The organism is Clostridium sulfidigenes (genome assembly GCF_052067195.1).
GTDB lineage: Bacteria > Bacillota > Clostridia > Clostridiales > Clostridiaceae > Clostridium_J > Clostridium_J sulfidigenes.
Window position 1 is genome coordinate 52,956 of sequence record NZ_JBQHQR010000001.1, and the last position, 15,108, is coordinate 68,063.

A 15,108-nucleotide genomic window follows, 5' to 3' on the forward strand; every position below is an offset into this window, starting at 1 on the left:
TTAAATTTTTAGTTTCTGTAAAGGAGGAGAGTTAGAGAATGGAAAAATGTTATTCAGAAGTAGAATTAAATAAAGAAAATTTAACTTATAATACTGCCCTTGAACAAGAATTATGGAAAGAGGAAGAAAAGGATAGATATCCTAGGATTGATATTGATTTAAAAAAATTGACTTACAATACTAAATTTTTATTAAACATGTGTAATGGAAAGATGATAGATGTAGCTGTAGTAACTAAAGTATTTTGTTCACACCCAGATATAGTTAAAGGTGTTTTAGATGCAGGGGTAAAAACCATAGGAGATTCAAGAGTGGCTAATTTAAAAAAGATAGCAAATTTAAATTGTGAAAAGCTACTTCTTAGAATTCCAGCTCTTAGTGAAGTAAGAGAAGTAATCATGTATAGTGATATTTCCCTTAATTCAGAGATAGATACAATTAAGGCATTATCAAAGGAAGCTATAAGAGCCAAGAAAACTCATAAAATAATTTTAATGGTGGATTTGGGAGATTTAAGGGAAGGTGTTTTAGAGAAAGATGCACTAGAAATGTCCAGGAAAATTATTAAATTGCCCAATATAAAGCTTATGGGGATAGGAACAAATTTAACTTGCTATGGAGGAGTAATTCCTGATGAAGTAAATTTAGGAAGGTTGCTAAAAATAAAAAACACCATAGAAGAAGAATTAAATATTAAGATACCTATAGTATCAGGAGGAAATTCTAGTAGTTTATATATGGTAATGAATAAAACTATTCCAGAAGGAATTAATAATTTAAGACTTGGGGAATCAGTGGTTTTAGGAAGAGAAACTGCATATGGAAGAGATATTCCAGGAATGTTTAAAGATGTGTTTACCTTAAAAGGTGAAATTATAGAAATTAAGGATAAGCCATCAGTACCAATAGGAAATATTGGCATGGATGCCTTTGGAGAGGTTCCCACCTTTGAGGATAGAGGAACAATAAAAAGAGCTATAATTTCAATGGGAAGACAAGATGTAAAAATTGATGGAATAACTCCTAGAGATGAAAAAATAACAATATTAGGTGGCAGTAGTGATCATCTTTTATTAGATGTAACGGAAAGCGAAGCTGACTACAAAGTTGGTGATATAATTTCCTTTGATGTAGATTATGGAGCATTATTATCTTCAATGACCTCCTCCTATATAAATAAGTGTATAATGTAAATAAAAAAATAATTTTAGGGAGAGATTTAAATGGTTGATTTTAAATTATTTACTGAAGACTTAAATGTAGCAATAAGGAATCTGCATGAAAAAGGTGCATTTTTAACTGTAAAGGCTGGAGATGAAGTTAATACTATGACAATAGGTTGGGGAAATGTTGGCTTCCAATGGGGAAAACCTATATTTACAGTACTAGTAAGAAAGCATAGACATACCTTTTCTATTATAGAAAAAGCTGATAACTATACAGTAACAATTCCTCTTGATGATAGCTTAAAGGAGGAAATTAAATTCTGTGGTACTAAATCGGGAAGAGATTATGATAAATTTAAGGAATGTAATTTAAAACTAATTCCAGCTAAAACTGTAGATACTCCAATAATAGAAAGATCTAATGTATTGACTTATGAATGTAAAATAGTTTATAAACAAGAAATGAATCCAGAGTTTTTATCTGATGCAATAAAGAACTCAAGCTATCCAGCAGAGGACTATCATGTATTATATGTAGGTGAAGTAGAAGCTTGCTATAAACTATAAAACTGTATTTTAAATTGAATTAATAGCTTCCTATATAAATATTTGTATAGGAAGCTATTTTTATATGGAACTATAAAAATAGTTAACTATGAAGCTATAAAACTATATAACTAGTTAACTATTTGTTCTATTCATGCGGGTTTCAGGGTTTTACTATATAATACCAGTGAAAATACACTGAAAGTTCAAGGAGTATGAAGCCATTTCTATAATTATAAACTGCTAAAATAAGTTAATATAGCTATTTGTATAACAAGGATAAGAGGAATGCCAATAGTGAATTTTTTATGCTTAGTTTTATGTCTAAAAGTGCTCATACCAGCTAACATTCCAATGGAACCTCCTATTATAGATATACATATAAGAGCTTTTTCACTAACCCTCCATTGTCTCTTTATAGCCTTCCTTTTATCTATTAACATTATAAAAAATCCAATTAGGTTTATTACTACTAAATATAAAATAAAATTATTAAACATAAGACCTCCTAAAGTTAATTATATATTTAATTTATATTATATAAAAATAAAAAGCAATAAGGATATATTTAATTTAAGTTCAAAAATAAAAAATAAAATAATAATTAAAAACCAAAGAAAATAGAGTATAATTAGTATGGAATTTAATTTTTTTATGTATGGGGGATAATTTAATGGATGCAGTAAATCAAGTTTTAGTTCTATCTATTATGATGGTTATAGGAATATATGCTAGAAAGAAAGGCTTTATAGATGATAGAGTAGAGAAGGGATTAAGTGCAATATTAATCAATATAACTTTACCATTAATGATAATAAATAGTTTTTGCTTAGAATTTGATAAAGCTATTATGGAAAATGCTATAAAGATATTCTTCTATTCCATAGTTATACATTTGGTGTTACTTATTTTATCAAGATATATTTATATTAAGGCTAGTGATAGAAAAAAACCACTACTTATATTTACAACATCTTTTTCTAACTGTGGATTTATGGGCTATCCAGTATTAAACAGCATATTTGGAGAAATAGGAGTGTTTTATGCTTCAATTTTTACTATGGTATTCACTGCTTTAGTGTGGACCGTAGGGGTATCTTTGTTTACAGGAAAAATATCTATGAAGGAAGCTAGTAAAAACATTTTAAAGAATCCATCCATATGGGCTGTAATTATAGGAATTATAATATTTGTAGGTCAAATTAAACTACCCTTTGCCATTAACTCAACGGTAAAAAGCGTAGGAAATATGACGACTCCAATATCTATGATAATCATTGGCTCTATGCTTTGTGGTTCTAACATAAAGGAAATGATAGGAGATTTTAGTTTATACTATTTATCTATAGTTAGACTAATTTTAGTTCCTATAGCAACATATTTTACTATGAATATGTTTAGTATAGATTCAATGTTGGTAGCTATATGCACTTTACTTATGGCTATGCCAGGAGCGGTGGTAGGACCTGTAATTGCATTATCTGCTGGTGGAGATGGTAAGTATGGCTCACAGTGTGTATTTATAACTACACTTTTATCCATTATAACTATTCCACTATTTATATATTTAGTAAGATAATTAATTATATAGATAATAGGTTTTAATGATTTAGCTATTTTAAATAAGTATAGAAGGGAATGTAAATTATATATGTTTGATTTAGATGATTGCATTGCATTTATAACAAATAAAAGTGCAAAGAAATTAGCTGACGAATTTAATAGAAGATTACAAGAGAATGGTACAACTAGAGTACAATGGATAGCTTTATTTTATATAGGTAAAGCAGGAGAAATTTCTCAAAAAGAACTTTCGGATTATATGGATATTAAAGAGTCTTCAATGGTAAGACTTATAGATAGAATGGAAAAGGAAGAGTTAGTGGAGAGAAGAAAGGATTCAGAAGATAGAAGAATAACAAAGATAATATTAACTGATAAAGGTAAGTTTTTAAAAGAAGAACTTATGCCTAGAGGACAAGAGTTCCAAGATGATGTATTAAAGGGAATATCGAAAGAAAATTTAGAAATTTTTAAAGAAGTTTTGAAAAGGATGACAGATAATATATGTTAGCTATTGACAATACCACCCCATGGTGGTATTTTTATATCATAAATACTTGTAGTGCTAACTATTGCACTAGCAACTATTAAATGATATGGGGGTATAGATATGAAAAAAGATGTAAGAGAAATGTTAAATGACTTTATGAACGGACTTGGTGAATTAGGCGAAACTAATGGAGAGAATGTTAACGCTTTCATGGGACTGTTAGGTAAGACTTATGAAGAGGGTGCATTAGATACTAAAACAAAGGAATTAATTAGCGTTGGAATTGCTGCTTATAACAGATGTGAATATTGTATAGTTTTCCACGTTTACAAAGCTTTAGAAGCAGGAGCAACTAGAGCTGAAATAATGGAAGCTGCTATGGTATCTGTTGCCTTTGGTGGAGGTCCTAGTATGGCATATTCTGTAACTTTATTAAAAGATGCCGTTGATGAATTTGAAAAAGATTTTAACTAAATAAGATTTTAAATTTAAGACCTTGAGTATTATACTCAGGGTCTTAAATCCAGAATCTTAAACTAATATATATTTGGTATTAAAGGAGAGGTTGAAATGGATATTAAGTTGGAAAGTCTATCAGGAAAAAGCAAGTCTGCTAAAGTAGGCAAAATTAATATACAAGTTGGAGAGAATGTTAAGTTAAATGATGTAATGTTCCAGCTAGAAACAAATAAAGGAAATTCACCTGTAAAAGCTAAAGGAAGCTATAAAATTGAAGAAATAAAGGTTACAGAGGGACAAGAGGTAAAGGTTGGAGATACATTACTTATAGTAAGTGGAGAAGCTTTAGCAGAAGAAACTAAAAAAGTTGATTACTTTGGTAGCTTAATAAAGGGTAAAAAAGAAAATTTAAATATAGACCTTTTAGTAATAGGTGCAGGACCAGGAGGATACGTTTCTGCTATATATGGAGCTAAAAAAGGTTTGGAAACTATAATAGTTGAAAAGGATAATTTAGGAGGGACTTGTCTTAATGTAGGATGTATTCCTACAAAATCTCTAGTTAAATCTGCTGAAGCATACAATGAAGCATTAAATGGAGAAGAATTTGGATTTGAAGTAAAAGATATAAAGCTAGACATGAAAAAGGTCATAGCTAGAAAAGATAAAATTAGAAATAATTTAGTTGGTGGCATCGACTATTTATTAAATAAAAATAATATAAGACTTATTAAGGGAGAAGCATCTTTTATAGATAACCATAAAGTATTAGTGAAAAAAGGTAAAGATGAGTATACTATTGAAGCTAAAAATATTATTATTGCTACTGGTTCTAAAATATCAAAAATAAGTATTCCAGGAATAGAACTACCTTTTGTATTAAACAGTACAGAAGCCCTTAGTAACACAGAATTACCAAAATCAATTACTATAATTGGTGGTGGAGTTATTGGTATGGAATTTGCATTCCTTTATTCAAATTTTGGAGTTAAAGTAAACGTGGTTGAATACGAAAATAGAATTCTTAACATGGTGGATTTAGATGTTTCAGAGGAAATACTTGATATAGCAAAATCAAAGGGCATAGGTATATATACAAGTTCAAAGGTTACTAGAATTGAAAAATCTGAATCAGGTGAAGGTATAGTTATATTTGAAAATGAAGGTAAAGAGAAGCTTTTAGTTTCAGAAAAGGTATTAGTTGCAATTGGAAGAGAGCCTAATATGGAAGGACTAAATCTTGAAAATACTGATATAGAACTAAATGATAGGAATAGAGGTATAAAGGTTGAAGGTAATTTAAAGACAAATGTGGAAGGAATATATGCTATTGGAGATGTTAATAGCAAGATCCAATTAGCCCATGTAGCTTCACATCAAGGAATTGTAGCAGTTGATAATATATTAGGAAAAAATAAAGAAATGAAGTATGAATGTATTCCTAATGTAATATTTACAGCTCCAGAAATTGCTTCAGTTGGTCTTACTGAAAAACAATGTATTGATAAAAATATGAATATAAAAATAAGCAAGTTCCCTTTTGCAGCCAATGGAAAAGCCTTAACTATGGGTCAAGAGTATGGATTTATTAAAATAATAAAAGATTTAGATTCAGGTAAAATGGTTGGAGGGTCAATAATAGGTCCAGATGCTTCATCACTAATAAGCACTCTAACTCTTATTATTCAGCAGAATATTTCAGAAGAGAGCATAGCAGAAACTGTATTTGCACATCCAACTACAGGTGAAGGTATACATGAAGCAGTATTAGGATTATCTATAGGAGCAATACATTATAATGAATAAAGTAATTATTTCAAAGGAAGTTAACCCTTATTATAATTTAGCCCTAGAAGAAGAATTGTTAAAAAATATAAAGTCCGAAGAAACCATATTATATCTTTGGCAAAATGAAAATACTGTAGTTATTGGAAGAAATCAAAATCCTTATAAAGAATGCGATTTAGATTATATGAAAGAAAACCATATTACATTAGCTAGAAGAATATCTGGAGGTGGAGCAGTTTTTCATGATTTAGGAAATTTAAACTTTACTTTTATAACAAAGGAAATTGAGAGTAATTTAGATAAACAACTTAAGGTTATAAAAGGTGCTGTAGAGTCCTATGGTTTTAAGGTTGAGTTTTCAGGAAGAAATGATTTACTTTTGAATAATAGAAAGTTTTCAGGACATGCATTTTATTGTGAAGATGGTAATTATTTTCATCATGGTACTCTTATGATTGACGTAGATATTACTAAACTTGAAAAGGTTCTTACTCCATCTAAGTTAAAATTAAAATCTAAAGGCATAGAATCAGTAAAAAGTAGGGTTATAAATTTAATAGAGGTTTGTAGTGAATTAAATGTAGACAATTTAATTCAGTCATTGGTAAGTTCCTTTAATAATATTTATGGAGATTTACAAAACTCATATATTTATAATATGAGTAGTTATGTACCTAAATTATATGATAAATACTCTAGTAAGTTATGGAATTATGGTGAGAGTCCACAATATGATGTAGTTCTCGAAGAAAAAACTGTTATAGGTAATATAGACATAAATTTATCAGTGGAGTCAGGAAAAATAGTAAAGGCTAAAATATTTTCAGACACTTTAGAGAATATAAATTTAGGAAAAGTTGAAGAACAGCTTATAGGCATTATATTCTCTAGAGATGAAGTTGTAAAATTAATAGATGACTATATAAGACAGGTATCAGAAAAATATGTATAAAAATATTTGTATAAACCATAATATTCTTAGACTAAAATATATTTACCTCATCTAGATAAGTCAAGAAAATTTAACATTTTTAATATGGATTATATTTTAATGATATAATCCGTATTTTTATGTAAAATAACCTTGGTAATTAAAAATAATGTAGGGTATAATATGTATATTGTAAATATAGTAGCTAACAAATAAATTTTTGCTAATATATTAACATTATATTTATTATTGTAAAACTATGGAGGATTATAGCATGAGAACAATTTATAAAAACCCTAAAGAATTAGGTGCTTGTTTAAGAGATATTGTAGATTTATACAGAGATGATTTAATGACCTATGAAAAATTATCAGATAAGGTTATTAAAATTGTAGATTCTAATGTAGAAAGATTCTTTAAAAATGGAGATGTTGAAATAAAGATTGCAAATATTCTAGAGGAAGATAGAATAGCAATTATAAAAGATATATTAGATAAAAATAATTAAAAAATCTTATTATAGATTTATAAAAAAAGATGAGCTTTATTGATTAAAATAATGTAAGCTTATCTTTTTTATTTAGCGTTAAAAAATAAGTATATAAAAATATACAAACATTTATATAGAAAGAGTTGTGTATACTAAAGTTAATATATTAAATTTAATTTATATATAGCAATGTTAAATCCGTGTTAAATAATCAGATTTTGTTACAAAATCTATTTAACAAGGTGTATAAATTATATATGATATATGAAGGAAATCAATTACAAAAAACTAAGTATAAAATTATAAGATATTTATTTCAAGACTTATAGACTGGAGGTTATTTTATGGAAAGTCTTAAAATTTTAAAAAAAACTAAATTTAGTGAAGTACAGGTATTAGCCCTTGGGTTTTTTATAGTAATTTTTATTGGAGGTACAATATTAAGTTTACCCATATCATCTGCTAGTGGAGAGGCCACAAATTTCTTGGATTCAATATTTACAGCTACATCTGCCACCTGTGTTACAGGGTTAGTTACAGTAGATACAGGTACTCATTGGAACCTATTTGGACAGACGGTTATTATGATATTAATTGAAATCGGTGGTCTTGGATTTATGTCTTTTGCCACTTTTATATCTGTACTAATAGGAAGAAGAATTACTTTAAAAAGTAGATTATTAATGCAAGAAGCAATGAATACCTTTAATATTCAAGGGTTAGTAAAAATGCTTAAAAAGGTTATGCTATTTACTTTTATAATACAGTTTATAGGAGCATTAATACTATCCACTCAGCTCATACCAGAGTTTGGTGTAGTTAGAGGTATATATATTAGTATATTTAGCTCTATATCTACCTTTTGCAATGCTGGTTTTGATTTATTTGGAAATTTTAATAGTTATACAGCATATTATGATAATTCCATTATACTTTTAACTGTAAGTGCATTAATAGCTATTGGAGGGTTAGGTTTTATTGTATTGTTAGAACTTTATAATTATAAAAGTACAAAAAAGTTATCTTTACACGCTAAGGTAGTGCTATTAATAACTACCATATTAATAGTGGGAGGAACTATAGTAATGTTTATTCTGGAGTATAATAATCCTAATACCATAGGAAATATGAATATTAAAGACAAAATAGTAAACTCTATTGTAGCTTCCATAAGTCCAAGGACGGCAGGAATTAACAGTGTACCAATAGATAAGATGACTACAACATCAAAATTTATAACTGTAATACTTATGTTTATTGGAGGTTCTCCAGGTTCTACAGCAGGAGGATTAAAAACATCCACCTTTGGTATAATTTTATGTACAGCTATTTCTGTAATTAAAGGAAAAGAAAATGCTGACATATTCGGAAGGACCATTCCAAGAGGATTACAATTAAAAGCTGTTACTCTTTTAATAATAGGAATGGGATTAGTAACCACTGTCACTATGGCACTTACTATAGCTGAACCTAATGAAGCCTTTTTAGATGTATTATACGAAGCTACATCAGCCTTTGGAACAGTAGGACTAACTACAGGTGTAACTCAGAGGCTCAGTGAACCAGGAAAAATTATAATCATTATGTTGATGTATTTAGGAAGAGTTGGTCCACTTACTGTAGTAATGGCTCTAATTAGCAGAAAGAAAGGTACTAATTACAAGTATCCTGAAGGAAAGATATTGATAGGATAAACACATTTGTGAGATATTAAAAAAACTATTTTATATACAAGGAGGTTAATATGGTATGGATAATAAATATATGAAAAGAAGTAAGGAAGAGTTGAAAAAAATATTAACCAAGGAGCAATATAACGTAACTCAAGAAAATGGTACCGAGCTACCTTATAAAAATGAATACTTTGACTTTTACGCAGAAGGTATTTATGTAGATATAATAACAGGAGAACCCTTATTTATATCTAGTGATAAGTTTAACTCAGGATGTGGATGGCCAGCTTTTTCCAAGCCAATAGATAGAGATTTTATTAAAGAAAATATAGATAAAAGTCATGGAATGGTCAGAACCGAGGTAAGAAGTAAAAGTGGAGATTCCCACTTAGGTCATGTATTCTGTGATGGACCTGAGGAACTAGGTGGATTAAGATATTGTATAAATTCAGCTTCACTTAAATTTATTCAAAAGGATAAGATGAAGGAAGAAGGGTATGAAGAGTACTTAGATTTACTTGATAAATAAATATACAGATGAGAGTATGGCATTAAGATGTGATTAGATGGATTTATCTATTTAATCACATCTTTTTCTATGTTTAAGAGATTAAATGTGGAAATCTACGGTTGTATTTTAAGGAGAAAAATGTGAAAATAAAGCTATGTTACAAAAAGTCTTAATAAGGAGGGATATAGATGTTTTGGTTTTCAGAAGATAGTAAGAAGGTAGATAAAAATCTTTCAAAAGAAGATGAATTACAGCAGCTAGTATGGAATTTTTTTATGAACAAAATTCCTAAACTAGGTTTTGAACAAAGAGAAGGACAAGAAGATATGGCTTTAGATATATGTAACGCTATAGCGGACAGACAACATACTATAGTGGAAGCAGGAGTAGGAATAGGAAAATCTTATGCATATATAGTTCCCTTACTTTATTATAATAAACTTTTTAATAAACCTGTATTAATAGCTACTTCAACTATAGCTCTGCAAGAGCAACTAATTAAGGATGTAAAAAAAATTTGTTCTTATATTAATCATAAACCAGAAATAGTTTTAGCTAAAGGCATGACTCATTTTGCATGTAAAAGTAGAGCCGATAAATATTTTAAAGAGATTAATAGGAAAGATTTTAATGATAATCTAGAAATACTATGTAATTACATAAATAATGGAGTAGTAGATAGAAAAAATATAAAATTAGATGTAGATAATAATATATGGGACAATGTGAATGTAAAGGCAACAGATCATAATAGGTGTGAACATTATAATAATTGCAGTTTTATGTCTCTAAGAAGAGATATGTTAAATACTGATGGCATAATTTTATGTAATCAAGACTTATTAACTGTACATTTTCAAAAGTTAAAGAAAGGTCAAAAGGGGCTTTTAAATGAGAAAATAGATTTAATTGTTATAGATGAAGCTCATAATTTGGAGGAAAAAGTTAGAGCATCTTTAATAGAAAGCTATAACAAATATAAAATAAAATCTATTTTAGGAGATGTAATTGAAACCATAAAAATATCAGCTATAAGAAGAGAGAGTTACGAAAATTTTAATAATATAACTCATATTTTGAATGTTATTTTTAATAAACTAAATAATCAAGTAAAAAAACAAATTAACTCATCACTTAAGGGTGAAGAAATGGAAAAGTATTTTATTAATATAGATGAAATACGAGAAGAGCTTTTACTTTTAAATAGTAAAGTTGATTTAATAAATTATAAAGTACAATTTTATAGTGATGATAATTTATGTGAAGAAGTATTCGAAGAGCTAGAGAATCTTCAAGACTTTATAAAAAGTTTGATATCTATAAAGAGCAGGGATTTATTTTGGTTAGAAAATTTTAATGATATTCATATATTTGCATGTCCTAAAAATATAAGTAAGGAGATAAATTCTTTATACTTTGATAAGTTAAAAACTACTATATTAACTTCAGCAACTATTGCAGATAAGAGTCAAGGTAGTGAAGAAGAGAGATATGAGTATTTTATTAAAAGTACAGGATTTCCAACTAGTACAGGATTTTTATCAACACCAAAACCATCACCTTTTCCGTACAATTACAATGCCATGATATATTATACAGAAAATATGCCTCATCCAGTAGAGGCGAGAGAAAGGTTTATAAAATTGGGGGCAGAAAAAATAGTAAGGCTTCTGAATATTACAAAGGGAAAAGCCTTAATTTTATTTACATCTAAAAGTGATCTAAAGGAAGTTTATGAGATATTAAAACATAAAAATTTAGAATATAGGCTTTTAAAACAGCAACATATGTCCTCTCAGGATGATATACTTGAAGAATTTAAAAAGGATAAGAATTCCGTATTATTAGCTACAGGAACATTTTGGGAAGGAATAGATGTGCCTGGAAAATCATTATCGAATTTAATTATTTTTAAGCTACCATTTCCGGTACCAGATCCAATTATAGAATATAAAAGGACTTTATCAGAAGATTTTTTAATGGAGGTAAGTGTACCATTAATGATAGTAAAACTTAGGCAAGGAGTAGGAAGGTTAATAAGAAAGCATGATGATAAGGGGATAGTGGCAATCTTAGATTCTAGAATTGGTGAATTGTCTAATAGCCCGTATAAAAATATAGTGTTTGATTCCCTCCCTATTAAAAATAGAACTAATGATATAAGAGAAATAGAAAGTTTTTGGATGAAAATGGATGAATAGAGCTTAAGCAAGATATAGAAAGGAAGTTATTCTATATCTTGCTTTTTATTATAAATATCATGAAATAACGACTTAAAGCACATTAACAGTAACTTGAAAATAATTTATATAAGTAATATAAATTAAAGTATATGGTTATATATTTATAAATATTTAATAATAAAGTAATATTTATTAAATTGAAAAACTATAATTTCTAAAGATAGAGAAATAGTTGTTTACAGTATGTTAAATAATAGTTAAATATATGTTATTTAGTAAATAATATGGTATAATATGGTGTTTAGATAATATGTAGAAGATTTATAAAACTAAATCTTTAATTGTTATTTTTAAGAGGGTAAAAGCTATATAGTATGGCATTTATTTAGGAGGATTTACTATGAAAATAGGAATTGATGTGGGCTCAACCACAATTAAATCTGTTGTTTTAAATAACTTTGGAGAAGTTATTTATCAATCATATGAACGTCATTATTGTAAAATAAAAGAAAAGACTTCAGAACTGCTAAAGAAAATTAGAGACAAGTATCCAAGAGAGAAGTCCATGGAACTAAGCATTTCTGGATCTGCTGCTATGGGCATGGCCGAAAAATGGAAGGTACCCTTTGTTCAAGAGGTTTATGCAACAAGGATTGCTGCAACTACTTTAGAAGATGATGTGGATGTTATCATTGAATTAGGGGGAGAAGATGCTAAAATACTATTTTTGAAGGATGGTATGGAAGTAAGAATGAATGGCTCATGTGCAGGTGGAACAGGAGCATTTATTGACCAAATGGCTACTTTGTTAAATATGTCCTTAGAAGAAATGAATGAGGCTGCTAAGGATTATAATAAGATTTATACTATTGCTTCTAGATGTGGAGTTTTTGCTAAGTCAGATATTCAACCTCTTCTAAATCAAGGAGTTGTTAAAAGTGATTTATCAGCAAGTATTTTCTTTGCTGTTGTAAATCAAACTATTGCAGGATTAGCTCAAGGTAGAGTTATAAAAGGTAATGTATTATATCTAGGAGGACCACTAAGCTTTAACTCAGAATTGAGAAAAGCCTTTGACAAAACTTTAAATTTAACAGGAAAGTGTCCAGATAACTCACTATATTATGTAGCTTTGGGGTCAGCCTATTATGCTAGTGAAAAGATAGATATAGATAACTTGATTATTACTTTAAATAATTATCGTGAAGATGAAACTTATTCTATGGCACCACCACTATTTAAAACAAAAGAAGAGTATGATGAATTTAAGCTTAGACATGAAAAAAGTAAGGTGCTTATCAAGGATGAAATTGATATTGCATCACCAATAACTATAGGAATAGATTCTGGTTCTACAACTATAAAAATTGTTGCTATTAATGAAAATAAAGAAATTGTATCTTCAATTTATAGACCTAATAGTGGAAATGCTGTAGAGGTAGTTAAGGAATACTTAGAAAATATATATAACACATATCCAAAAGTTAAAATTTCAGCAGTTGCAGCAACAGGATATGGTGAACAATTAATAAAAAATGCCTTTAAGGTAGATTATGGTATGGTAGAAACGGTAGCTCATTTTACAGCAGCAAAACATTTTATAAATAATGTTGACTTTATTATTGATATAGGAGGACAAGATATAAAATGTTTTAAAATACATAATGGAGCTATAGATAATATATTTTTAAATGAAGCTTGTTCGTCAGGTTGTGGCTCTTTCTTGCAGACCTTTGCTAATGCATTAGGATATTCAGTAGAAGAATTTGCCAACTTAGGGTTATTCTCTAAAAATCCAGTAGATTTAGGTTCTAGATGCACTGTATTTATGAATTCTTCTGTAAAGCAGGTGCAGAAGGATGGAGCTACCATAGAAGATATATCAGCAGGATTATCTGTTAGTGTAGTTAAAAATGCACTCTATAAAGTAATTCGTGCCAGTAATGCAGAGTCTCTAGGAAAAAATATTGTAGTTCAAGGAGGAACTTTCCTAAATGATGCTGTACTTCGTGCCTTTGAACAAGAATTAAATGTACAAGTCCTTAGACCTACAATTTCTGGGCTTATGGGTGCTTATGGAGCAGCTTTGTATGCTCAGGAAAAAAATAATGATAAAAGTACTATTCTTAGTAAGAGTGAATTAGAGAATTTTAATCATGAAGTAAAAATGACTAACTGTGGGCTTTGTAATAATCATTGTAGATTAACTATAAATACCTTTGGAGAAAGCAGAAAGTATATTGGTGGAAATCGATGTGATAGACCTATAAGTAATAAAAATCATGGAGAAGTGTCCAACATATATGAGTATAAGAGAAGCTTACTAGATAGTTATCCTAAAATTTCAGGTAAAAGAGGAAAAATTGGGATTCCTATGGGATTAAACATGTATGAATTATACCCATTTTGGTATAAATTTTTTACAACCTTACAGTTTGAAGTAGAAAAATCTGAGCCATCTTCAAGAGAAATTTATCTGAAGGGGCAAACAACTATACCATCAGATACAGTATGCTTTCCAGCAAAACTAATTCACGGACATGTACAGTCACTAATAGATGGTGGAGTAGATACAATTTTTTATCCATGCATGACCTATAATATACAAGATAGTTCAGCTGATAACTGTTATAACTGCCCAGTAGTTGCATATTACTCTGAAGTAATTCAAGGAAATATGCCAGATGTTTCAAAGGTAAACTATATTTATGATTATATAGGAATTCATAGACCTAAGGATTTTCCAAAGAAGATGCATAACATATTGGTGAAATATTTTATGGACATATCTTTAAAAGAAGTTAAGGAAGCAACTACTCTTGCTTACAAAGAATATGATAGATATTTAAAAAAAGTAAGGATAAAGGGTGAAGAAATTATTGATAAAGCAGAAAAGGAGGGGAAAGATATAATTGTCCTTGCTGGTAGACCTTATCATATAGATAGTGAAATTAATCATGGAATTGATAAGTATATTAATAGCTATGGAGCTGCAGTTATATCGGAAGATGTGATTTCTCATAAGGTAGATAAGGTAGACCTTCAGGTGTTAAATCAATGGACATATCATGCTAGATTATATAAGGCGGCTAAGTATATAGCAGACAAGCCTAACATGAATTTAGTTCAGTTAGTTTCCTTTGGTTGTGGTGTGGATGCAATAACTACCGATGAGGTAAGAGAAATTTTAGAAGAGTCAAATAAGATATACACCCAAATTAAGATAGATGAAATTACTAATTTAGGAGCGATACAAATAAGACTTCGTAGTTTATTTGCAGCAATCCATCAAGGGGAGGGTGAATAAG

At 28.9% G+C, this 15,108-nt stretch carries 13 protein-coding genes; 12 read left to right on the forward strand and 1 reads right to left on the reverse strand.

From position 1 onward, the window contains the following. Positions 1-38: 38 nt before the first annotated feature. A complete protein-coding gene (gene orr / locus ACTNBA_RS00260) occupies positions 39-1,193 on the forward strand; it encodes an ornithine racemase Orr (RefSeq protein ID WP_441071617.1) in 1,155 nt (384 codons plus the stop codon). A gap of 30 nt (positions 1,194-1,223) precedes the next feature. Beyond that, positions 1,224-1,733, forward strand: a complete 510-nt coding sequence (locus ACTNBA_RS00265) for a flavin reductase family protein (RefSeq protein WP_441071619.1) — start codon at positions 1,224-1,226, stop codon at positions 1,731-1,733. Positions 1,734-1,945: 212 nt separating this feature from the next. On the opposite strand, the gene ACTNBA_RS00270 is transcribed toward ACTNBA_RS00265, so the two are convergent. Next, on the reverse strand, positions 1,946-2,212 hold the full coding sequence (locus tag ACTNBA_RS00270; protein ID WP_343824367.1) for a DUF1294 domain-containing protein: 267 nt from the start codon (positions 2,210-2,212) through the stop codon (positions 1,946-1,948). A 173-nt stretch (positions 2,213-2,385) separates the two neighbouring features. Here ACTNBA_RS00270 and ACTNBA_RS00275 point away from each other — a divergent pair, with 173 nt between their 5' ends. The 10 genes from ACTNBA_RS00275 to ACTNBA_RS00320 all read left to right on the forward strand — a co-directional run bounded on the left by ACTNBA_RS00275 (position 2,386) and on the right by ACTNBA_RS00320 (position 15,107). Further along, complete coding sequence (locus ACTNBA_RS00275) at positions 2,386-3,291, forward strand: AEC family transporter (protein WP_441071622.1); 906 nt, start codon at positions 2,386-2,388, stop codon at positions 3,289-3,291. 72 nt (positions 3,292-3,363) lie between these two features. Next, complete coding sequence (locus tag ACTNBA_RS00280; RefSeq protein WP_441071624.1) at positions 3,364-3,786, forward strand: MarR family winged helix-turn-helix transcriptional regulator; 423 nt, start codon at positions 3,364-3,366, stop codon at positions 3,784-3,786. Positions 3,787-3,885: 99 nt separating this feature from the next. Next, entirely contained in the window at positions 3,886-4,239 is a 354-nt protein-coding gene (locus ACTNBA_RS00285) for a carboxymuconolactone decarboxylase family protein (protein WP_035134524.1), read from the forward strand. A gap of 96 nt (positions 4,240-4,335) precedes the next feature. After that, the gene (gene lpdA, locus ACTNBA_RS00290; protein ID WP_441071626.1) at positions 4,336-6,030 is read left to right on the forward strand and encodes a dihydrolipoyl dehydrogenase; all 1,695 of its coding nucleotides are present in this window, start codon (positions 4,336-4,338) and stop codon (positions 6,028-6,030) included. Further along, positions 6,023-6,964, forward strand: coding sequence for a lipoate--protein ligase (lplA, locus tag ACTNBA_RS00295; RefSeq protein WP_441071628.1), 942 nt, complete (start codon positions 6,023-6,025; stop codon positions 6,962-6,964). The genes lpdA and lplA overlap by 8 nt, the downstream gene beginning before the upstream one ends. A gap of 253 nt (positions 6,965-7,217) precedes the next feature. Further along, positions 7,218-7,451 carry a TIGR04540 family protein gene (locus ACTNBA_RS00300; protein WP_035134530.1) on the forward strand — a complete coding sequence of 78 codons (234 nt, stop codon included), beginning with the start codon at positions 7,218-7,220 and terminating at the stop codon, positions 7,449-7,451. 326 nt (positions 7,452-7,777) lie between these two features. Further along, a complete protein-coding gene (locus ACTNBA_RS00305) occupies positions 7,778-9,127 on the forward strand; it encodes a TrkH family potassium uptake protein (protein WP_441071631.1) in 1,350 nt (449 codons plus the stop codon). Positions 9,128-9,182: 55 nt separating this feature from the next. Next, the gene (gene msrB, locus ACTNBA_RS00310) at positions 9,183-9,635 is read left to right on the forward strand and encodes a peptide-methionine (R)-S-oxide reductase MsrB (RefSeq protein ID WP_441071633.1); all 453 of its coding nucleotides are present in this window, start codon (positions 9,183-9,185) and stop codon (positions 9,633-9,635) included. 170 nt (positions 9,636-9,805) lie between these two features. Continuing rightward, the gene (locus ACTNBA_RS00315; RefSeq protein ID WP_441071635.1) at positions 9,806-11,818 is read left to right on the forward strand and encodes an ATP-dependent DNA helicase; all 2,013 of its coding nucleotides are present in this window, start codon (positions 9,806-9,808) and stop codon (positions 11,816-11,818) included. A gap of 382 nt (positions 11,819-12,200) precedes the next feature. Then, positions 12,201-15,107, forward strand: a complete 2,907-nt coding sequence (locus ACTNBA_RS00320) for an acyl-CoA dehydratase activase (protein WP_441071637.1) — start codon at positions 12,201-12,203, stop codon at positions 15,105-15,107. Position 15,108 lies beyond the last annotated feature (1 nt).

Excerpts from the sequence above, each read along its gene's own strand:
- orr (WP_441071617.1), top strand. The coding sequence starts at position 39 with ATGGAAAAATGTTATTCAGAAGTAGAATTAAATAAAGAAAATTTAACT.
- ACTNBA_RS00265 (WP_441071619.1), top strand. The coding sequence starts at position 1,224 with ATGGTTGATTTTAAATTATTTACTGAAGACTTAAATGTAGCAATAAGG.
- ACTNBA_RS00270 (WP_343824367.1), bottom strand. The coding sequence starts at position 2,212 with ATGTTTAATAATTTTATTTTATATTTAGTAGTAATAAACCTAATTGGA.
- ACTNBA_RS00275 (WP_441071622.1), top strand. The coding sequence starts at position 2,386 with ATGGATGCAGTAAATCAAGTTTTAGTTCTATCTATTATGATGGTTATA.
- ACTNBA_RS00280 (WP_441071624.1), top strand. The coding sequence starts at position 3,364 with ATGTTTGATTTAGATGATTGCATTGCATTTATAACAAATAAAAGTGCA.
- ACTNBA_RS00285 (WP_035134524.1), top strand. The coding sequence starts at position 3,886 with ATGAAAAAAGATGTAAGAGAAATGTTAAATGACTTTATGAACGGACTT.
- lpdA (WP_441071626.1), top strand. The coding sequence starts at position 4,336 with ATGGATATTAAGTTGGAAAGTCTATCAGGAAAAAGCAAGTCTGCTAAA.
- lplA (WP_441071628.1), top strand. The coding sequence starts at position 6,023 with ATGAATAAAGTAATTATTTCAAAGGAAGTTAACCCTTATTATAATTTA.
- ACTNBA_RS00300 (WP_035134530.1), top strand. The coding sequence starts at position 7,218 with ATGAGAACAATTTATAAAAACCCTAAAGAATTAGGTGCTTGTTTAAGA.
- ACTNBA_RS00305 (WP_441071631.1), top strand. The coding sequence starts at position 7,778 with ATGGAAAGTCTTAAAATTTTAAAAAAAACTAAATTTAGTGAAGTACAG.
- msrB (WP_441071633.1), top strand. The coding sequence starts at position 9,183 with ATGGATAATAAATATATGAAAAGAAGTAAGGAAGAGTTGAAAAAAATA.
- ACTNBA_RS00315 (WP_441071635.1), top strand. The coding sequence starts at position 9,806 with ATGTTTTGGTTTTCAGAAGATAGTAAGAAGGTAGATAAAAATCTTTCA.
- ACTNBA_RS00320 (WP_441071637.1), top strand. The coding sequence starts at position 12,201 with ATGAAAATAGGAATTGATGTGGGCTCAACCACAATTAAATCTGTTGTT.